This is a genomic window from Pantoea vagans (assembly GCF_004792415.1).
Lineage (GTDB): Bacteria > Pseudomonadota > Gammaproteobacteria > Enterobacterales > Enterobacteriaceae > Pantoea > Pantoea vagans.
Map to the genome: position 1 here is coordinate 3,817,842 of NZ_CP038853.1, position 18,869 is coordinate 3,836,710.

The window sequence follows — 18,869 nt, forward strand, 5'->3', positions numbered from 1 at the left end:
CCACAAAATCCTCAGACCAGATCGCGATAGAGCGGCGATGCCGGTAAAAACAGTTCAGTCAGCAGCAGCGGTTTGCCGGAGAGACGCAGACGGGACCGCCGTCCCCACAATCCTTCCACCTGCCCCGGCTCAATAAAATCGCGGGTCAGCGTCGACGACGAAAAAAGATAGCGCCCCAGAGGACGGGTGCCGAGCTGTTGCAGCATTGCCTCTGGCCCGTTAAGGGTGCTTTCCGGCACCAGCGTGCGGCCAGCCAGCCAGGGCTGATCGTCGCCGGACAGCAGCACTTCGCGCAGCCAGAAGCGTTCATCGTCTGGCAACAACGCCCTTTCCTCACCCAACTCGCTGGCGTCGATAAAGCCTTCACGCAGCGGCTGAACCGTGACCCGCTGACAGTGCTGCTCGAAGCGGCGCGTCATCGAATCCTCCTCCATCAGCCAGTCGAGCAAGGGCGGCGCAAGGGTGGCCTGCGACGGAGAAAGCCAGTTGAGCGAACGTAATAAGCTGAGTGCGTCTTGCGACATGGCACCACTCCCGATAATTTTCAGGACGCTAGTTTAGCGCAGAGCGGCGATGCGAACACCTGCCGTCGTGTCAGACGGCAGGGGGATTACTCGCGTTTCAGCCGGTTACTGTTGGCCAGCCACAGCGTGACCACCAGAATCAGAATCGCCGCTGAGTAGCAGAGGGTATCGAAGGGATTTTTATGGTCGACGATAATCAGGCGGATAATGGCCGTGATACCGATATAGACAAAGTAGCGCAGGGGAAAGTGATAGCCCGACTGAAAGTACTTAACAATCAGGGCAATAAATTCGAAGTAGAGGAAATAGATAACAATTCCCTCAATCAGCAGGTAAGAAGAGGCCTGCTCACCGGTGTTAAACAGGACGTTTGCCAGATGAATAGTCTCTTTGCCTAAAAAGACGATCAGGATGATCGCCAGACTCAGCAGACCCAGATTCAGCACCCATTGCAGTACCGTTGCAAGGTGGCGGGCCAAAGGATTTTTGTCACTCATGTTGCGCCTTTAAAAAGGAGTTATTAGCGCGCAACATCATGCGTGAGTGTGATGCAAATCACAATAACCCTACGCTTCCACATCCACACAGAGCGCGTCGTACCGCCAGTATTCACAGTCGCAATCAATCACCTCTTTTTGCTGATTGCGGTTGATACGGGTGATCAGCAAACCGGGGCTGCCCGGCGCGACATTCAGCGTAGGTGCAGCAATCTCCGGCAACGGGCCGGGCAGAATCGTGAAGCGCGCGCCGCCGTAGCGAATACCGTAGCGCTGGTCATAGAGATCGGTCAGGGAGCGGGTCAGATCTTCATCGAGCAGGCCAGGGAAAAAACGCGGATTGAGGTAGTGTTCTACATAGAGCACCGCGCGCCCATCAATGCGGCGCAGGCGGCGGATGCAGTAAACCGCCGAACCGGGAGCCAGCCGCAGCGCGGTCGCTACGCTGTCGTGCGCTGCGACCTGCTCAGCAGCGATCACCTCCGTGGTCGCCTGCCGTCCCTGCTCCCTCGCCATGGCATGAAAGTGGCTGTGATGCAGCGGGTTGTAAATCAGACGTGGTGGCGCGATAAACCAGCCGCGACGCAGCTCCCGGTAGATCATCCCCTGGGCCTCCAGCTTGCCCAGCGCTTCCCGCAGGGTAATCCGCGTGGTGCTGAACGCTTCGCTTAAGGCACGTTCCGCTGGCAGTCGCCCGCCGCTGAACTCACCGGCCTGGATGCGCGTCAGCAGTGCGCTGGCAATTGCATCTGCCGTTTTGAGTGCTATCGACTCCACAACAGTAGCCTCATTTTGGTGCGACTTCGCACTCTTACTGTTCAGGTAAACGCGCCTGAGGTGGGCGAACGGGCCGCGTCTTTTGTCGTCCCTTCCCCGCACCGCGCCGCCTTGTCATAAATCGTTCATATAGAGGGGCTACATTGGCTCGGTTCTTGCTGGACTAGACCAGCCAGGCCCATCAACTTACACCCGGAGCAACTGAGATGAAAGCGTTTATCGCCTCTGTAGTAGCCAGTGCTGTAGTCCTCACCCTGCCCGTTGCGCAGGCCGCCGATAACGACCTCGCCGCACTCGAAAAAGCCGCACGCAGTGAAGGTCAGGTCAACAGCGTCGGGATGCCGGATAGCTGGGCCAACTGGAAAGATACCTGGAACGACATCAGCAGCAAATATGGCCTTAAGCACAGCGATACCGATATGTCATCGGCGCAGGAGCTGGCGAAATTCGATGCAGAGAAAGAGAACGCCAGCGCTGATATCGGTGACGTGGGCGCCGCCTTTGGCCCGATCGCCGTCGCCAAAGGGGTAACTCAGCCCTACAAACCGACGCACTGGGATCAGATTCCGGCCTGGGCCAAAGATAAAGACGGACACTGGGCGCTGGCCTACACCGGCACCATTGCCTTTCTTATCGACAAGCAGCAGGTGAAAGATATTCCCCACAGCTGGGCCGATCTGAAGAAAGGTAAGTATGTGGTTACTATCGGCGACGTCGGCGTGGCAGCTCAGGCGGCCAATGGCGTACTGGCTGCAAACTACGCCTTAGGCGGCGATGAAAAGAACCTGAAACCGGCGCTGGCGTTCTTTGCCGATCTGGCAAAACAGGGTCGTCTTGGCGTGACCGATCCGGTCATTGCCAACATCGAAAAAGGCGAAGTACAGATGGCGGTGGTATGGGACTTTAACGCCCTGAACTACCGTGACCAGATCGACAAAAATCGCTACGAAGTAGTGATCCCGTCTGACGGCTCCGTCACCTCCGGCTACACCACTATCATCAACAAATATGCGAAACACCCAGCCGCCGCAAAACTGACGCGCGAATATATCTTCTCAGATCAGGGACAGATCAATCTGGCGAAGGGCTATGCCCGCCCGATTCGTGCCGAGCATCTGACTCTGCCAGCGGACGTTCAGGCTCGCCTGTTGCCGCAGTCCGAATATAAAAATGCCCGTCCGGTTAAGGATCAGGCTGCCTGGGATAAATCGTCGAAAATGCTGCCGCGCCTGTGGCAGGAAAACGTCATCATCAACATGCAGCAGTAATTCGCGGCAGGGAGAACGGAATGAAGACCATCCTGGTGGTACTGGACGGACTGAGCAATCAGGTCGCACAACATGCAATGGGTTACCTGCATGCCGAGTGTTCGCAGGGCAACGGGTTCTATTACCGTATGACCTGTGAATTACCGTCGCTGTCGCGCCCGCTTTATGAGTGCATTCTGACCGGCGTTCCGCCGGTGAGAAGCGGCATTATTCATAATGGCGTCAGCCGGTTAAGTCGCGAACGCAGCGTATTTCACTTTGCGCGCGCGGCAGGGCTGACGACAGCGGCGGCGGCCTACCACTGGGTGAGTGAGCTTTATAACCGCACACCGTTCGTTCCGGCGCGCGATCGTCACACCGACGCGCCGGACCTGCCGATTCAGTACGGCCATTTTTATTCTGACGATAGCTATCCCGACTCACATCTGTTCGAAGATGCAGAGAGCCTGCGGCTGCGACACGATCCCGATTTCCTGCTAATCCACCCGATGAATATCGACGATGCCGGTCATAAGTCGGGGCTCTCCTCGCCGCAGTACCGCAACCGGGCGCGCATCGCTGACGGCCTGCTGTCGCAGTGGATGCCGCTGTGGCTGGCCGAAGGCTACCAGGTGATGGTGACGGCCGATCACGGCATGAATGACGATCGCTCCCACGGCGGAATTCTGCCGGAGGAGACCACGGTGCCGCTGTTTGTCTTTGGCCACGCTTTCTCGCTGCAGCCTGACCTTGCGCCGCAGCAGACCGATCTGTGCGGCACGCTGTGTGAACTGCTGGAAGTGGCCCATGACAAGCCGGTCTGTCGCGGGATGCTGGCGGAGCCGCAAAGATGAAGGGAAAAGTATTCGCACTGCTGCTGCTGTTGCCTTTCACCCTGTTCTGGGTCGCCTTTCAGCTGGCCCCGCTGCTGTGGATCGCCATCAACAGCTTCTGGAGTGAGATGAACAGCCAGTGGGGCTGGGATAACTATCACGACATCCTCACCTCACCGTTCTATCAGCAGGCATTTCGCTTCTCACTGGATATCTCGCTCTGGTCCAGCGTCTGGGGACTGCTGATTGCGCTCATCACCGGCTATTCGCTGCATCAGCTCGGCGGCGGGCGACTGCAGCGCTTCCTTATCTCTTTTACCAACATGACCAGCAACTTTGCCGGTGTCCCGCTGGCGTTTGCCTTTGTGATTCTGCTGGGGCTGAACGGCTGCCTGACGCTGCTGCTGCGCCATTATGGTGTGATTGAGAGCTTCCGACTCTTCTCGCGCAACGGCATGGTGCTGGTCTACACCTGGTTCCAGATCCCGCTGGGCGTATTGCTGCTCTACCCGGCGTTCGACGGGCTGAAAAAAGAGTGGCAGGAGTCTGCTGCGCTGCTGGGTGCCAGCCGCTGGCGCTACGTCTGGCACATCGCTCTGCCGATTCTGTTCCCGGCGCTGCTCGGAACCTTTGTGATCCTGCTGGCGAATGCGCTGGGCGCTTACGCCACGATTTATGCGCTGACCACCGGTAATTTCAACGTGGTGCCGGTGCGCATCGCCGCGCTGGTCTCCGGTGATATTTCGCTCGATCCCAACACCGGCAGCGCGCTGGCGATGCTGCTGGTGGCAATCATGGCGCTGATCACCCTGGTGCAACAGTATCTGGTGCGCCGCAGCTATCTCAATGCGAAACAGCCATGAAAGGAGCCGTCATGTCACGTGCTGAGCATCTCTATCACCGGATCATGGTCGGGTTACTCTTTACTCTGCTGGCGCTGCCGTTGCTGGCGACGCTGCTCTATGCAATTTCGTCCGACTGGAGCAATACCATTCTGCCGCAGGGCTACAGCCTGAAGTGGTTCATCCAGCTCTGGAGCGATCCACGTTTTCTGACGGCGCTGGGCCATTCGCTGCTGATTTGCTTTGGTGCGCTGCTCTTCTCGCTGGTGCTGGTGCTGCCTGCCATGTTTGTAATCGCTTACTACTTTCCCCGACTGGATGCGGTGATGAACATCCTGATCCTGATGCCTTTTGCCGTGCCGCCGGTGGTTTCATCCGTGGGATTACTTCAGCTCTACTCTTCGTCACCGCTGATGCTGACCGGCACCCCGTGGATTTTAATCGGCTGCTACTTCACCATCGCACTGCCCTTTATCTATCGGGCGCTGGCGAACAATATGCAGGCGATCAACCTTAAAGAGCTGATTGATGCTGCACAGCTGCTGGGTGCCAGCACCTGGCAGGCGGCGCTGTGGGTGGTGCTGCCTAACCTGCGCAAGGGGATGCTGATTGCCGTGCTGCTCTCGTTCTCCTTTCTGATTGGTGAGTTTGTCTTCGCTAACCTGCTGGTCGGCAACCGCTATGAAACCCTGCAGGTTTACCTGTTCAATATGCGCAACGGCAGCGGTCACTTCACCAGCGCGCTGGTGATCTCCTACTTCTTTGTGGTGCTGCTGGTCACCTGGCTGGCCAACGCCCTGAATCCTGAACGAGGCTGAATATGAGTTACCTTGAGGTCAGAGAGCTGAACAAGTCCTATGGACCGACGCCGATTTTCGAGCAGATCGATTTCAGCGCCGCCGAAGGAGAGTTTGTCACCCTGCTCGGCCCCAGCGGCTGCGGCAAATCGACGCTGCTGCGCTGTCTGGCGGGATTAACCGGCGTCGACAGCGGTGAAATCAGGCTGGAGGGCAAGGATATCGTGCCGCTGGCCCCGCAGAAACGCGCCATCGGCATGGTGTTCCAGAGCTATGCGCTGTTTCCCAACATGACGGTGGAGAAGAACGTCGCGTTTGGCCTGAAGATGCAGAAGCTGCCCGAGGCACAAATCCGCCAGAGGGTGCTGGAGGTGCTGGAACTGGTGGAACTCAGTGACTATGCGCGTCGTTATCCGCATCAGCTGTCAGGCGGCCAGTGTCAGCGCGTGGCGCTGGCGCGTTCGCTGGTGACGCGTCCGCGTCTGCTGCTGCTGGATGAGCCGCTGTCGGCGCTGGATGCGCGCATCCGTCGCCATCTGCGCGATCAAATCCGGCGCATTCAGCGCGAGCTGAATCTCACCACTCTCTTCGTCACCCACGATCAGGAGGAGGCGCTGACGCTCTCCGACCGCATTGTGCTGATGAACCGGGGCAAAATCGTGCAGAACGGCGATGCCGAAGCGCTCTATACCCAGCCGGTCGATCTCTTTGCCGCCGGATTTATTGGCAACTACAACCTGCTGAGTGCCGAGCAGGCGACGCGGCTGACCGGCCAGCCTTTCCACAGCCAGGTCGCCATTCGCCCGGAATCGATGCTGTTTACCGCGCCGGGCCAGGGTATTCCTGCGGAAATCCTCAGCCACAGCCTGCTGGGCAACGTCATCCGCTACCGTATCCGGGCGCATGACGTGGAGCTTTCGGTCGATGTGCTTAACCGATCGGCGGCGGATTTGCACCCCGCTGGCAGGCAGATTGGTCTACAATTAGAGCTGTCGACTTTGCGCCAGGTGGCTTAAAACACAGGAAAAAATCACGCATAGCACGGCAATCCCCTTCACAGATTGCTCTTGCTGTCAGGCTGGCAGTCTGTGCTGTTTGAAGCCTGACAAACGAGGAGCGATACCCCGTGTTAACTCTGCTTAATCTGCTTTCTGCAGTGGCCCTGCTGGTCTGGGGCACACATATTGTGCGAACCGGCATCATGCGGGTTTACGGTGCCGATCTGCGCCGCGTGCTGAGCCGCAGTATAGAAAAAAAACCAATGGCGTTTCTGGCGGGTCTCGGCGTGACTACGCTGGTACAGAGCAGCAATGCCACAACGTTGCTGGTCACCTCGTTTGTGGCACAGAATCTGGTCAGCCTGACGCCTGCGCTGGTGGTGATCCTGGGCGCGGATGTCGGTACCGCCATCATGGCGCGTATCCTGACCTTTGACCTCTCCTGGCTCTCACCGCTGTTTATCTTCTTTGGTGTGGTGTTCTTCCTCAGCCGCAAGCAGACCCGCGCCGGTCAGTTAGGCCGTGCCAGTATCGGCCTGGGCCTGATATTGCTGGCGCTGCAGCTGATTGTCGAAGCGGCGCGTCCGATTACTCAGGCCGCGGGCGTGCAGGTACTCTTCTCCAGCCTGACCGGCGACGTGATGCTCGATGCACTGCTGGGCGCGGTGTTCGCCATTATCAGTTACTCCAGCCTGGCTGCAGTGCTGATCACCGCGACACTGACTGCCACCGGCGTGATTTCGTTCAAGGTCGCGCTCTGTCTGGTGATTGGTGCCAATCTCGGTAGCGGCCTGCTGGCGATGATCAACGCCAGCGGCTCGAATGCCGCCGGTAAGCGCGTTGCGCTCGGCAGCCTGCTGTTCAAGTTCATTGGCTGCGTCCTGATCCTGCCGTTTGTCGATATTGTGGCGACCTGGCTCGATAAGCTGCCGGTCAACGATGAAGAGTTAGTGATTTTCTTCCATGTGTTTTACAACCTGATCCGCTGCGTGGCGATGGTGCCGTTTGCTGATCTGATGGCGCGCCTCTGCCGTCGACTCATTGCCGACGACGTCGACAACGCGCTGCAGCTTAAGCCAAAGCATCTCGATCGCAGCGCGCTGGATACCCCGGCGCTGGCGCTGGTGAATGCCGCCCGCGAAGCGCTGCGCATGGGTGACGTGCTGGAACAGATGCTGGAGGCGTTTAATAAAGTCGTGCATGGTGAGTCCCGCGAGGAGCGCACAGTGCGTCGGCTGGATGATGATGTCGATGTGCTCTATACCGCCATCAAACTCTATCTGGCGCGGATGCCCAAAGAGGATTTGCCCGAAGAGGATTCGCGCCGCTGGGGCGAAATTATTGAGATGTCGCTGAATCTGGAGCAGGCCGGTGACATTATTGAGCGGATGAGCGGCGATGTCGCTGACAAGTCGCTGGCAGCGGGCCGCGCGTTTTCTGCCGAGGGATTAAAGGAGCTGCAGGAACTGCAGGAACTGCTGATCGCCAACCTCAGAATGAGTCTGTCAGTCTTTCTGTCGCACGATGTCACCAGCGCCAGACGTCTGCGCCGCGCGAAACATCGCTTCCGCCTGATGATTCGTCGCTACTCTCACGCCCACGTTGATCGCCTGCATCAGCAGAATGTGCAGAGCATTGAAACCAGCTCGCTGCACCTCGGTTTACTCGGCGACATGAAGCGCCTGAATTCCCTGTTCTGCAGCGTGGCCTATACCGTGCTGGACCAGCCCGACGATGAACGGGATTATGAATAAGGGGTGTGAACAGACAGTTACGCCGGAGCACTCGTCCGGCGCAACAGCAGTGAGAAGCGGCGCATCGCAATAATGCGCCGCCACGGTTACTTCTTCTTAATCGGCTTTCCGGACCAGTAACCCGCCAGCAGCGAACCTGACAGGTTATGCCACACCGAGAACAGCGCGCCCGGCAATGCCGCCAGCGGCGAGAAGTAGAGTTTGCCCAGCGTCGCCGCCAGACCGGAGTTCTGCATGCCGACCTCCAGCGCCAGCGTACGGCAGGTTGACTCATCAAAGCCAAACAGTTTGCCGCCCCAGTAACCGCCAAGCAGACCAATCGCGTTATGCAGGATCACCGCCGCGATCACCATCAGACCCACCGATCCGATAAAGCCCTGACTGCCCGCCACTACCGCGCTGATGATCAGCAGAATGCAGACCATCGAAAACGCAGGCAACCACGGCTCCACCCGGCGAACCACGCTGTTCATGCTGTGATGAATGATCAGTCCAAGACTAATCGGGATCACGACGATCTTCACGATGCTCAGCAGCATGCCCACCACATCAACCTGAATGTGGGTATCGACATAAAAGCGGGTTAACAGCGGCGTAGCGAACACGCCCACCAGCGCAGAGACGGAAGAAATGGTTACCGACAGCGCCACATCGCCTTTGGCCAGATAGATCATCACGTTGCTGGCGGTGCCGCTGGCAACTGAGCCGACCAGAATCATACCGGCGGCCAGATCGGGCGGCATATGAAACAGTTTTGCCAGCCCCCAGGCGGCTAACGGCATCACCAGATAGTGCAGAAAAGTGCCGGCAATCACCGGCGCAGGCCGGGTCAGCACCCGTTTGAAATCGTCGATATTCAGGGTCACGCCCATGCCGAACATAATCAGCATCAGCAGATAAGTGACCCAGGGTCCGATGCCAAGAAAGGTACCTGGAGAGTAATAAGCGGCGACAGACAGCAGCACGGCCCAGAGCGGGAACAGGCGGGTTAACGTGGCGAGCATAGCCAGACTTCCTTATAAGAATGTTATGTTTAGTGCAGATTTGCCATAGAGCGTCATCATGCAGGAACGACTGCCGTGACGAGGCCGGGATCATAACACTTCATTATCATGGCGTAAGGCGAAGATGGGGCGAGGCAGGAAAATGCGGATCGACTGCTGCCGATCCGCTGAATATCGACGAAATTACGCTGCTTTATCCTCTAAACCGCGGTAGATCAAACCACCAATCACGGCACCGATAATCGGCATCAACCAGAACATCCACAGCTGAGCGATCGCCCAGTCACCCTGGAAGAGGGCTGCTGCGGTGCTGCGTGCCGGGTTAACAGAAGTGTTAGTCACCGGAATGCTGATCAGATGGATCAGGGTTAACGCGAGACCAATCGCGATCGGCGCAAAGCCTTTTGGCGCGCGTTCGCTGGTCGCGCCCATGATCACAATCAGGAAGATAGCCGTCATCACGACCTCAGTGATCATGCCTGCCTGCAAACTGAAGCCGCCCGGCGAGTGTTCGCCGTAGCCGTTCGCCGCAAAGCCGCTGGCCGCTGCGCTGAAGTCGCCTTTACCGCTGGCGATCAGATAAAGCACCGCGCCAGCAGCAATGCCGCCCACCAGTTGCGCGATGATGTAAGGAATGGCCTGCGAGGCGGAGAAACGTCCGCCTGCCACTAATCCCAGAGTGACCGCCGGATTAAAATGACCGCCCGAGATATGACCGACCGCATACGCCATGACCAGTACGCTCAGACCAAAAGCCAGCGCGACGCCCATGAAGCCAATGCCGAGTTCCGGGAACGCCGCTGACAGTACGGCACTACCACAACCGCCTGCGACCAGTACAAAAGTCCCCAGCGCCTCTGCGACTAACCTTTTCATGATATTTCCTAAATTTGGGTGAATTGATTCAGCGGCGGGATTATAAATCTGAGGAAAGGGAGCGCAACGCCGGTACACGAAATGCGCAAAGAAAGGGGTTGCCATTTGGCAATAGTGGGCAATAAGACGTTGGATTAATTGAATTATCTGGAAGAAGGAAACCAGCGGAGGATCAGACGAAGTGAAGTTTTTTTGCCGCTGTTCAGGCCGCGCAGACGCGGCCTGAACAGCAGATAAATTTACTCGAACAGATTGCGGTGCAGCGTACGGACTACGCTTTCCGCATCGTTGCCCGGCACCAGGAAGCAGAGATTGTAGCTGCTGGCCCCATAGCAAATCATCCGCAGATTGAACGGGTCGAGCACACCAAACACCTCTTTGCCGACACCGCAGGCTTTTGACAGCTCATTGCCGATAATCGCCACCAGCGCCAGATCTTCCTCCACCTCTACCCGGCACAGCGACGAGAGTTCAGTCAGCAGCGCCTGGGTCAGCAGACTGGCGCTGGTCGAGGTTGAGCCGGTGGTGTCCAGCGTCAGCGCCACGCTCACTTCGGAGGTGGTGATCAGGTCAACGGAGACGTTATGACGCGCCAGAATGTTAAACAGTTCGGCGAGGAAACCAAACGTATGCAGCATGTTAAGGCTGTGCAGCGTTAACAGCGTCTGCTTACGACGTAACGCCAGCGCCCGGAACAGCGGCGGATTGCGGGTTTCGTTGCAGACGCGGGTGCCGCCCGCGGCCGGATCCTTGCTGGAACCGACGAAGACCGGAATACCCCGGCGCACGGCGGGCAGCAGTGTTGCCGGATGCAATACTTTGGCACCAAACGTCGCCATCTCAGCGGCTTCTTCGAAGGTGATTTCATCAATACGCTTCGCCGTCGGCACCACGCGTGGATCGGTGGTATAGATACCCGGCACATCCGTCCAGATATCGACTCGCGCCGCATTCAGCGCTTCGCCCAGCAGCGCGGCGGTGTAATCACTGCCGCCACGCCCTAAAGTGGTGGTACGCCCTTCGCTTTCACTGCCGATGAAGCCCTGGGTAATCACCAGCGCCTGCTCAATGCGCGGCTGCAACTGCGCCGTCGCCTGCTCCGCCAGCACCTGAACATCCGGGACTGCCCGGCCAAAATGATCGTCGGTGCGCATCACTTTGCGAACATCAAACCACTCTGCATTCACCTGACGTTCACGCAGAATTTCAACAAACAGCAGTGAAGACATCAGCTCGCCGTGGCTGACCAGTTCATCGGTCAGGGCATTTGAGGTGGCGAGTGACGCAGCTTCTGAGAGCATGCTGATATTGTCGATCATCCGATCGATTTCATCGCGGATCACGTCCGGACGCTGCAGGCGATCGACGATGGCGTACTGGATACGGCGGATATCATCAAGCAGAGCAGCGCGCTGGGGTGCCTGCTGGCCTTCAGCCAGCGCAACCAGAAGATTGGTAATGCCTGCCGAGGCAGAGAGCACCACCAGACGCGTGCTGGCGTCCTGCAACACCACATCGGCGCTGCGGTTCATCGCTTCAAAATCGGCTACGCTGGTGCCGCCAAATTTTGCCACTATCAGAGTTTGAGACATGTAGGACCTCGTGTCAGGTTATCTTGTTCTCGCCGATGAAAGGGTCGAGAAACATGCTTTCAGCCAGGCACAAGGAAAGAGCAGAAACGGGCGGACAAGATCGGATAGACGAGTCACCCAGAAGCGCCCCACCTTGCAAAACGTCGACTGCAGACGTTTCTGGTGACAACCCAGAGGATTCAGCCCCTGTAGCCGACAGGCAACACACCGCGTGCTGACCCACCTCGGCGTCGCTCCCCATGATGTGTTTTCACCGGATACGGTTCCTCCAACACACTGCCTGGGCGACGCGCCTCTTCTGGCTTGCACACAGGTGCGCAAGTAGGCGCATAGATCTAGCCTTTTCTGGACCTGCTGTCAATGTCAGCGATGGCCGGAGAGCCGCATCAGAAAACAAATGACCCTGCGCCGCAGCGGCTACAGTGCTTAATGGGTTCAGCCCCTGCAACAATCCCTGACACGGCACAACGTTTTGCGCAGACTTTCGCGTCACACTTTAGCGCGTGATACTGCTGCCATCCGCAGGCTGTTCGCGCCAGTGAATGCTGACGTCAGATCGCAGCGTTCACCTCGCCTGCGCGGCGTGCGCTGACAAAATTTTTCCTTTCAGTTACAAGTGTGGTCATACTGAAACGCTAAACGGGCATGATGTGCCTCCGATGGAATGACGGTTCTTAATATCAACAAGAGTGTTGCCATGAAAAATATCAATCCGACACAAACCGCAGCCTGGAAAGCGCTGCAACAGCATTTTGAGCAGATGAAATCGGTAGAAATTGCCGATCTGTTCGCTCAGGATGCCGATCGTTTTGCCAAATTCTCTGCCACCTTTGATGATCAGATGCTGGTGGATTTCTCCAAAAACCGCATCACCCAGGAAACCCTCGATAAGTTACAGGCGCTGGCCAAAGAGACCGATCTCAGCGGTGCCATTAAGTCTATGTTCTCGGGTGAGAAGATTAACCGCACCGAAGATCGTGCGGTGCTGCACGTCGCACTGCGTAACCGGAGTAACACGCCGATTCTGGTGGATGGCAAAGATGTGATGCCAGAGGTCAATGCCGTGCTGGACAAGATGAAAGGCTTCTCAGAGCGCATCATCAGCGGCGAATGGAAAGGCTATACCGGTAAAGCGATCACCGACGTAGTGAACATCGGTATCGGCGGCTCCGACCTTGGCCCGTTTATGGTGACGGAAGCGCTGCGCCCGTACAAAAACCATCTGAATATGCATTTTGTCTCCAACGTTGACGGCACCCACATCGCCGAAACGCTGAAAGATCTCAGCCCGGAAACCACCCTGTTCCTGGTTGCATCGAAGACCTTCACGACTCAGGAAACCATGACCAACGCCCACAGCGCGCGTGACTGGTTCCTGAAAACCGCAGGCGCTCAGCAGCATGTAGCGAAACACTTTGCTGCACTGTCGACCAATGCCAAAGCGGTGGGTGAATTCGGTATCGACACCAATAACATGTTTGAATTCTGGGACTGGGTTGGCGGCCGCTATTCACTGTGGTCAGCGATCGGCCTGTCGATCATTCTCTCGATTGGTTTCGATAACTTCGAGCAGCTGCTGAGTGGCGCACATGCCATGGACCAGCACTTCGCCTCCACCCCGGCTGAGCAGAACCTGCCGGTGCTGCTGGCGCTGATTGGCATCTGGTACAACAATTTCTTTGGTGCCGAAACCGAAGCGATTCTGCCTTACGACCAGTACATGCACCGCTTTGCCGCCTATTTCCAGCAGGGAAATATGGAGTCAAACGGCAAGTATGTGGATCGCGACGGTCACCCGGTGGACTACCAGACGGGCCCTATTATCTGGGGCGAACCCGGCACTAACGGTCAGCATGCGTTTTATCAGCTGATCCATCAGGGTACCAAACTGGTTCCGTGTGACTTTATTGCGCCGGCTATTACTCATAACGCGCTGGCGGACCACCATCCGAAGCTGCTCTCTAACTTCTTTGCCCAGACCGAAGCGCTGGCGTTTGGTAAGTCACGCGACGTCGTGGAGAAAGAGTTTACCGATGCCGGCAAATCTGCAGAATCTGTGGCCCACATTGTGCCGTTCAAGGTGTTTGAAGGTAATCGCCCGACTAACTCCATCCTGCTGCGTGAGATTACGCCGTACAGCCTGGGCGCGCTGATTGCGCTGTATGAGCACAAAATCTTCACGCAGGGTGCCATCCTGAATATCTTCACCTTTGATCAGTGGGGTGTGGAATTAGGTAAGCAGCTGGCGAACCGTATTCTGCCGGAACTGGAAAATGAGGACGAAATTACCTCTCATGACAGTTCCACTAATGCCTTAATTAACCGCTATAAATCCTGGCGTTAATCGGCGTTAATTTCATCGGGCGGCAACGTTGCCGCCCTTTTTTTGTCTCTTTTTCCATCCGGATGACCTGATTATCGATTCTGTCATTCACGCCAGCGCGGGAAAAGTCTTAAAATACCCTAAGATAATTCTGAACATCTGGCGACAAAACAGAGTGGAATCCAGTATAAAATGGATCTGAAAACAGGCGGTACGCAGGGTTAGCTGTTGATTTATCGTCATATTTAATTTAAGCCCTTCTGAGTAAATTCTGATTATTCTTATTCCGTACCAGATATAACTAAAAAAGAACATTCCGCTTTGCAATTACCTCACCCGTAGCGAAATATAGGGTATCAACCGGAAAAACTCCGATTTAAAAAGTAGTTATCCCCAATCCAGCTGATTAAATCACGCAATCACCCCGCTATTTGCCCTGGTTTTTATGGCACTGAACTCTGATATTTTGTTGCCCTATAATGAACGCGCCCGCAATGGGACTGTCCGTCGCTCTGGTTGCAGCCTGTCTGTATTGCCCTTGTCGCCGGTCAGAGATCCTTCATTCACTCAATGCAGGAAACGTTGTTATGAAAAAAACTATGGTTGCCGGTGCAGCCCTGATCCTCGTTGCCGCTTCTTCCAGCGCATTTGCTGCGCCGCAGGAAGCAGGTGAAGCAGGTACTGCAGCTGGCGCGCAGGCGGGAGCAATCTCTGCTGGCACGTCCACGGCTGTGGGTATCGGCGCACTTGGCGCGCTGGTCGGGCTCGGCATTGCTGCTTCTGGCGGTGGTGACGGCGCAAATACCGGTACAACAACCACGACCACGACGAGCACCACTCGTTGATGGATGCCCGACTCCCGTCTGATTGCTGATGTGCAGCAAACGGGCCGAGGCTGAATCACTGACTTCGTTAAGTGATGACGCTGAGCCTTGTAACCTGTATCTCTGCAGCCAGCCGTGACGGGCAGAGCACCTTTAAACATAACCACACGCCTGTGTGGTTATTTTTTACTTTGGCATGACTTATCAGGGACACACAGTGCGCCGACTTCCTCTGCTGCTCGCTTGCCTGCTGCTGCAGGCCTGTACACAAACGCAAAAAGGTCTTGAACAGACCCTGCTGCTCGCGGTTAACGGTCCGGATGACGTGAACGTCACCGATCAACAGGTCAACAATCTTCCCTATGCCAGTCTCTATGCTCGTCTGAATAACGGTCCGCGCATTTTTGTGGTGCTGGGCTACAACGAGAAGGGGCAGCAGAAATGGGTGACGCAGGATCAGGCGATGCTGGTGACCCAGCACGGCCGCCTGGTTAAAACCCTGGGCTTACCGGATAACCTGCTGAGCGTCAGCAATCTGCAACAGGATCCGCTTGCTGACAGCCTGCATATCAGCAATGGCGCAGGCTGGACCCGCATCGTGCAGTGGACCGAGCAGGGCAAGGTTCGCGGCGCGACCGTGCGCTCTACCTTCCAGCGCGGCACCGACGAAGTGCTGACCGTGGCGGGCAACCGTATCCCGTGCCGTGTCTGGCATGAGCAGGTAAGCATCGACAGCAGTAACCGCGAGTGGGAAAACACCTTCTGGATCGACAACAGCAGCGGTGATGTGGTGCAGGCCCATCAGATGCTGGCGGCCGATGCCTTCCCTGTCGATATCACTATTCTGAAGCCGGCGAAATCATGAAAAACATCACTATTTTGCTGGCCGGGCTGAGCCTGCTCAGCGCCGCAGAAGCGCAGGCGACTGCGCAGGTTATCGTTCATGCACCGCACAACGGCGGTCAGGCTGAGCTGAGCCAGATCGCGGATCTCTCACAGCTGGTGACACTGCCTCCGCTGCAGGCCAACACGGACTGGCGCCGTACCGTTATTGCCGAGCGCGGTGCCAGCGCCGTCGCACAGCAGCAATATCAACAGACGCTGGGCGCGTTACGTGCCTGGCGTGCTGACAGCAGCGGTGATCGGGCGGCGGCCATTGATGAGGTCATCCGCCAGCTGAGCGCCATCAACGTGACAGGTCGCCAGTTCACCCCGCTTGACCCGGACTGGATCCGTCTCCATCCGGCGGATAACCGTCGGCTGGAAGGCAGCTATGACCTCTGGCTGCAGACGCCATCCGATTCAGTGCTGCTGCTCGGCGCATTAAGCGGCGCAGGCAAAGTGAGCTGGCAGCCGGGTAAATCAGTACGCGACTATCTGGAGGGTCACCCGTCACTCTCCGGCGCAGAACGCAATTTTGTCACGGTGATTGCGCCTTCCGGCGCCACACAGCAGGTGCCGGTTGCTTACTGGAATCATCGCCACGCGGAAGTGGAGCCAGGCAGCGTTATCTGGCTCGGCTTTTCCTCATGGAGCCTGCCAGGCAGCTATGAAGATCTGAACGATCGCATTCTTTCCGTACTGACTCACCGGATACCAGACTGATGAAAAAACGTTATCTCTTCAGCCTGTTGGCTGTTTCCGTGGCGGCAGCCTGTCAGGCGCAGGCCGACACCTTCCCCGCGCCGGTGGGCCCGTCACAATCTGATTTCGGTGGTGTGGGCCTGATGCAGGTGCCGACGGCGCGCATGTCCAGAGAAGGCGAGTTCAGCCTTAACGCGCGCGACAACGATCAGTACCGCTATTACTCTGCATCACTGCAGCTCTTTCCCTGGCTGGAAACTACCGTGCGTTATACCGACGTGCGCACCCGGCAGTACAGTGCGGTCTCCGAGTTCAGCGGCACGCAGAGCTATAAAGATAAAGCCTTCGACCTGAAACTGCGTCTGTGGCAGGAAGGCTTCTGGCTGCCGGAAGTGGCGGTGGGAACGCGCGATCTTGGCGGTACCGGCCTGTTTGACAGTGAATATGTGGTGGGAACCAAAGCCTGGGGACCGTTCGACTTCACCCTGGGCCTCGGCTGGGGCTATCTCGGCAACAGCGGCACCGTGAAGAACCCGTTCTGCTCCTATAGCGACAGCTATTGCCAGCGTCCACGGGTGGGCGAAGCGGGTTCCATCAATGGCTCGCAGATGTTCCACGGTCCGACAGCATTTTTCGGCGGCGTGGAATATCAGACGCCCTGGCAGCCGCTGCGTCTCAAGATGGAGTATGAGGGCAACGACTACCAGAATGACTTTGCTGGCCGCCTTGATCAGCGCAGCAAGCTCAACGTCGGCGCGATTTATCGTGTGACCGACTGGGCTGATATCAACGCCAGCTACGAGCGCGGCAACACCTTTATGTTTGGTGTCACCATCCGTACCAACTTCAACGATCTGCGTCAGGCGCACATCGACAGCGAGAAGCCGGCCTACAATCCGCAGCCGCAGCCTCAGTTGCTGGAACCGACGGTAGTCGGGACTCAGCTGACCGATCTGAAATACAACGCCGGTCTTGATGGTCCGCGGATTCAGACTCAGGGCCACACGTTGTATGTGTCAGGCGAGCAGACGAAGTATCGTGATACCCGTGAAGGGGTAGATCGCACTAACCGCATCATCATGAACCACCTGCCGGACGGCATCGACACCATCAATGTGACCGAGTCGCGCTTTAACATGCCGCAGGTGACCACTGAAACGAAAGTTGCCAGTCTGCGTAACGATCTGGAAGGCTACCCGCTGGGCCACGAACAGCCGCTGCAACAGACCCGCAAAGAACCGGTCGATCCGGGCAACACCGAGCAGGGGATGTTTATCCGCCAGGATCGCCTGAACTACAGCCTGTCACCGGTGCTGAACCAGTCGGTGGGCGGCCCGGAAAGCTTCTACATGTATCAGGTTGGCGTGATGGCCAGCGCGGATTACTGGCTGACGGATCACCTGCTGGTGGGCGGCAGTCTGTTTGGTAACCTCGCCAACAACTACGATAAGTTCAACTACAACGGCGCACCGGCGGACTCATCGCTGCCGCGCGTGCGTACCCATATCCGCGACTACGTTGAGAACAACGTTTACGTTAACGATCTGCAGGCGAACTATATGGGCCACCTCGGTAACGGCTTCTATGGTCAGGTCTACGGCGGCTATCTGGAGACGATGTACGGTGGCGTGGGCGGCGAGTTGCTTTATCGTCCGGTCGATGCGAACTGGGCGGTGGGCGTCGATGCCAACTACGTCCGTCAGCGTGACTGGGACAATATGATGCAGTTTAACCGCTACAAAGCGTCAACCGGCAACCTTACGGGTTACTGGCGTCCGTGGTTCATGCAGGATGTGCTGGTGAAAACCAGCGTCGGTCAGTATCTGGCAAAAGATAAAGGCGTGACGGTCGATGTGTCGAAGCGCTTCGACAGCGGCGTGATGGTCGGTGTTTATGCCACCAAAACCAACGTGTCGTCTGAAGAGTATGGCGAAGGCGACTTCACCAAAGGCTTCTATATCTCTATCCCGATGGATCTGTTCACCGTGACGCCAACACGCGGTCGCGCGCAGGTGAACTGGGTGCCGCTGACGCGTGATGGCGGTCAGATGCTGGGACGTAAGTACCAGCTGTATGATCTGACGTCGGATCGCGACGCTCGCTTCAACTAAGCAGAGGCGGCCTCCGGGCCGCTTCATGCTGTTTACAGAAGCAGGCTCAGGGAGCAAACGCCCTGCGTAAAGACGCAAAAACGCCATCCGTGGCATGCTCAGCGCGGGCCATCCCTGGCCCGCGATGCTTTACTCCGGGCGTTTGCTCCCATCGCTTTGACTCCGGCGCGTTTCAGGCGACCATCTGAACGCTTCAGACCGCTGAAAAAAGCCGAAACAGGGTGAATCTGACCGTGTTTCCTGCGCTGGCTCGATATCACAGCTGACAGGTCCCGAGTTGATTCCC

Annotated in this window: 17 protein-coding genes and 1 riboswitch; of the genes, 11 read left to right on the forward strand and 6 right to left on the reverse strand. The window is 57.2% G+C overall.

The window, feature by feature from the left end:
• Nucleotides 1–11: 11 nt before the first annotated feature.
• The 3 genes from ubiC to EGO56_RS17890 all read right to left on the reverse strand — a co-directional run bounded on the left by ubiC (nt 12) and on the right by EGO56_RS17890 (nt 1,798).
• Complete coding sequence (ubiC, locus tag EGO56_RS17880; protein WP_013359770.1) at nt 12–524, reverse strand: chorismate lyase; 513 nt, start codon at nt 522–524, stop codon at nt 12–14.
• 86 nt (nt 525–610) lie between these two features.
• A complete protein-coding gene (gene psiE, locus EGO56_RS17885; protein ID WP_013359769.1) occupies nt 611–1,021 on the reverse strand; it encodes a phosphate-starvation-inducible protein PsiE in 411 nt (136 codons plus the stop codon).
• 69 nt (nt 1,022–1,090) lie between these two features.
• Nucleotides 1,091–1,798 (reverse strand): UTRA domain-containing protein, encoded by a 708-nt coding sequence (locus EGO56_RS17890; RefSeq protein WP_185948866.1) that lies wholly within the window; start codon nt 1,796–1,798, stop codon nt 1,091–1,093.
• Between the two features lie 206 nt (nt 1,799–2,004).
• Between EGO56_RS17890 and EGO56_RS17895 the strand changes: the two genes are divergently transcribed.
• From EGO56_RS17895 to EGO56_RS17920, 6 genes are all read left to right on the forward strand, one after another.
• Nucleotides 2,005–3,066, forward strand: coding sequence for an ABC transporter substrate-binding protein (locus EGO56_RS17895; RefSeq protein ID WP_095706367.1), 1,062 nt, complete (start codon nt 2,005–2,007; stop codon nt 3,064–3,066).
• Nucleotides 3,067–3,086: 20 nt separating this feature from the next.
• Nucleotides 3,087–3,899 carry an alkaline phosphatase family protein gene (locus EGO56_RS17900; protein ID WP_135910420.1) on the forward strand — a complete coding sequence of 271 codons (813 nt, stop codon included), beginning with the start codon at nt 3,087–3,089 and terminating at the stop codon, nt 3,897–3,899.
• Complete coding sequence (locus tag EGO56_RS17905) at nt 3,896–4,741, forward strand: ABC transporter permease (protein WP_135910421.1); 846 nt, start codon at nt 3,896–3,898, stop codon at nt 4,739–4,741. The genes EGO56_RS17900 and EGO56_RS17905 overlap by 4 nt, the downstream gene beginning before the upstream one ends.
• 11 nt (nt 4,742–4,752) lie before the next feature.
• Nucleotides 4,753–5,538 carry an ABC transporter permease gene (locus EGO56_RS17910; protein ID WP_135910422.1) on the forward strand — a complete coding sequence of 262 codons (786 nt, stop codon included), beginning with the start codon at nt 4,753–4,755 and terminating at the stop codon, nt 5,536–5,538.
• Nucleotides 5,539–5,540: 2 nt separating this feature from the next.
• Nucleotides 5,541–6,533 (forward strand): ABC transporter ATP-binding protein, encoded by a 993-nt coding sequence (locus EGO56_RS17915; protein WP_033734868.1) that lies wholly within the window; start codon nt 5,541–5,543, stop codon nt 6,531–6,533.
• 110 nt (nt 6,534–6,643) lie between these two features.
• Nucleotides 6,644–8,269: a Na/Pi cotransporter family protein gene (locus EGO56_RS17920; protein ID WP_013359762.1), complete on the forward strand. Its 1,626-nt coding sequence runs from the start codon at nt 6,644–6,646 to the stop codon at nt 8,267–8,269.
• 86 nt (nt 8,270–8,355) lie between these two features.
• Here EGO56_RS17920 and panS read toward each other — a convergent pair whose 3' ends face one another.
• The 3 genes from panS to lysC form a co-directional block, all read right to left on the reverse strand.
• The gene (gene panS / locus EGO56_RS17925) at nt 8,356–9,273 is read right to left on the reverse strand and encodes a ketopantoate/pantoate/pantothenate transporter PanS (RefSeq protein ID WP_003855809.1); all 918 of its coding nucleotides are present in this window, start codon (nt 9,271–9,273) and stop codon (nt 8,356–8,358) included.
• Between the two features lie 183 nt (nt 9,274–9,456).
• Nucleotides 9,457–10,149 (reverse strand): aquaporin Z, encoded by a 693-nt coding sequence (aqpZ, locus tag EGO56_RS17930; RefSeq protein WP_013359761.1) that lies wholly within the window; start codon nt 10,147–10,149, stop codon nt 9,457–9,459.
• Nucleotides 10,150–10,388: 239 nt separating this feature from the next.
• The gene (gene lysC, locus EGO56_RS17935) at nt 10,389–11,741 is read right to left on the reverse strand and encodes a lysine-sensitive aspartokinase 3 (RefSeq protein WP_033734867.1); all 1,353 of its coding nucleotides are present in this window, start codon (nt 11,739–11,741) and stop codon (nt 10,389–10,391) included.
• Between the two features lie 113 nt (nt 11,742–11,854).
• A riboswitch (Lysine riboswitch) is annotated at nt 11,855–12,047 on the reverse strand.
• Between the two features lie 391 nt (nt 12,048–12,438).
• Here lysC and pgi point away from each other — a divergent pair.
• The 5 genes from pgi to EGO56_RS17960 all read left to right on the forward strand — a co-directional run bounded on the left by pgi (nt 12,439) and on the right by EGO56_RS17960 (nt 18,583).
• A complete protein-coding gene (gene pgi / locus EGO56_RS17940; protein WP_135910423.1) occupies nt 12,439–14,085 on the forward strand; it encodes a glucose-6-phosphate isomerase in 1,647 nt (548 codons plus the stop codon).
• Nucleotides 14,086–14,651: 566 nt separating this feature from the next.
• Nucleotides 14,652–14,909 carry an exopolysaccharide production protein YjbE gene (gene yjbE / locus EGO56_RS17945; RefSeq protein WP_013359757.1) on the forward strand — a complete coding sequence of 86 codons (258 nt, stop codon included), beginning with the start codon at nt 14,652–14,654 and terminating at the stop codon, nt 14,907–14,909.
• Between the two features lie 196 nt (nt 14,910–15,105).
• The gene (locus EGO56_RS17950) at nt 15,106–15,753 is read left to right on the forward strand and encodes a YjbF family lipoprotein (protein ID WP_135910424.1); all 648 of its coding nucleotides are present in this window, start codon (nt 15,106–15,108) and stop codon (nt 15,751–15,753) included.
• The gene (locus tag EGO56_RS17955; protein WP_135910425.1) at nt 15,750–16,493 is read left to right on the forward strand and encodes a capsule biosynthesis GfcC family protein; all 744 of its coding nucleotides are present in this window, start codon (nt 15,750–15,752) and stop codon (nt 16,491–16,493) included. Before EGO56_RS17950 ends, EGO56_RS17955 begins: the two co-directional genes overlap by 4 nt.
• Nucleotides 16,493–18,583, forward strand: coding sequence for a YjbH domain-containing protein (locus EGO56_RS17960; RefSeq protein ID WP_135910426.1), 2,091 nt, complete (start codon nt 16,493–16,495; stop codon nt 18,581–18,583). Before EGO56_RS17955 ends, EGO56_RS17960 begins: the two co-directional genes overlap by 1 nt.
• Nucleotides 18,584–18,869: the final 286 nt, after the last annotated feature.

Coding starts and splice junctions, on each gene's coding strand:
- EGO56_RS17915 (WP_033734868.1), top strand. CDS start 5,541: ATGAGTTACCTTGAGGTCAGAGAGCTGAACAAGTCCTATGGACCGACG.
- EGO56_RS17895 (WP_095706367.1), top strand. CDS start 2,005: ATGAAAGCGTTTATCGCCTCTGTAGTAGCCAGTGCTGTAGTCCTCACC.
- yjbE (WP_013359757.1), top strand. CDS start 14,652: ATGAAAAAAACTATGGTTGCCGGTGCAGCCCTGATCCTCGTTGCCGCT.
- EGO56_RS17960 (WP_135910426.1), top strand. CDS start 16,493: ATGAAAAAACGTTATCTCTTCAGCCTGTTGGCTGTTTCCGTGGCGGCA.
- lysC (WP_033734867.1), bottom strand. CDS start 11,741: ATGTCTCAAACTCTGATAGTGGCAAAATTTGGCGGCACCAGCGTAGCC.
- EGO56_RS17900 (WP_135910420.1), top strand. CDS start 3,087: ATGAAGACCATCCTGGTGGTACTGGACGGACTGAGCAATCAGGTCGCA.
- panS (WP_003855809.1), bottom strand. CDS start 9,273: ATGCTCGCCACGTTAACCCGCCTGTTCCCGCTCTGGGCCGTGCTGCTG.
- aqpZ (WP_013359761.1), bottom strand. CDS start 10,149: ATGAAAAGGTTAGTCGCAGAGGCGCTGGGGACTTTTGTACTGGTCGCA.
- EGO56_RS17955 (WP_135910425.1), top strand. CDS start 15,750: ATGAAAAACATCACTATTTTGCTGGCCGGGCTGAGCCTGCTCAGCGCC.
- EGO56_RS17905 (WP_135910421.1), top strand. CDS start 3,896: ATGAAGGGAAAAGTATTCGCACTGCTGCTGCTGTTGCCTTTCACCCTG.
- psiE (WP_013359769.1), bottom strand. CDS start 1,021: ATGAGTGACAAAAATCCTTTGGCCCGCCACCTTGCAACGGTACTGCAA.
- pgi (WP_135910423.1), top strand. CDS start 12,439: ATGAAAAATATCAATCCGACACAAACCGCAGCCTGGAAAGCGCTGCAA.
- EGO56_RS17910 (WP_135910422.1), top strand. CDS start 4,753: ATGTCACGTGCTGAGCATCTCTATCACCGGATCATGGTCGGGTTACTC.
- ubiC (WP_013359770.1), bottom strand. CDS start 524: ATGTCGCAAGACGCACTCAGCTTATTACGTTCGCTCAACTGGCTTTCT.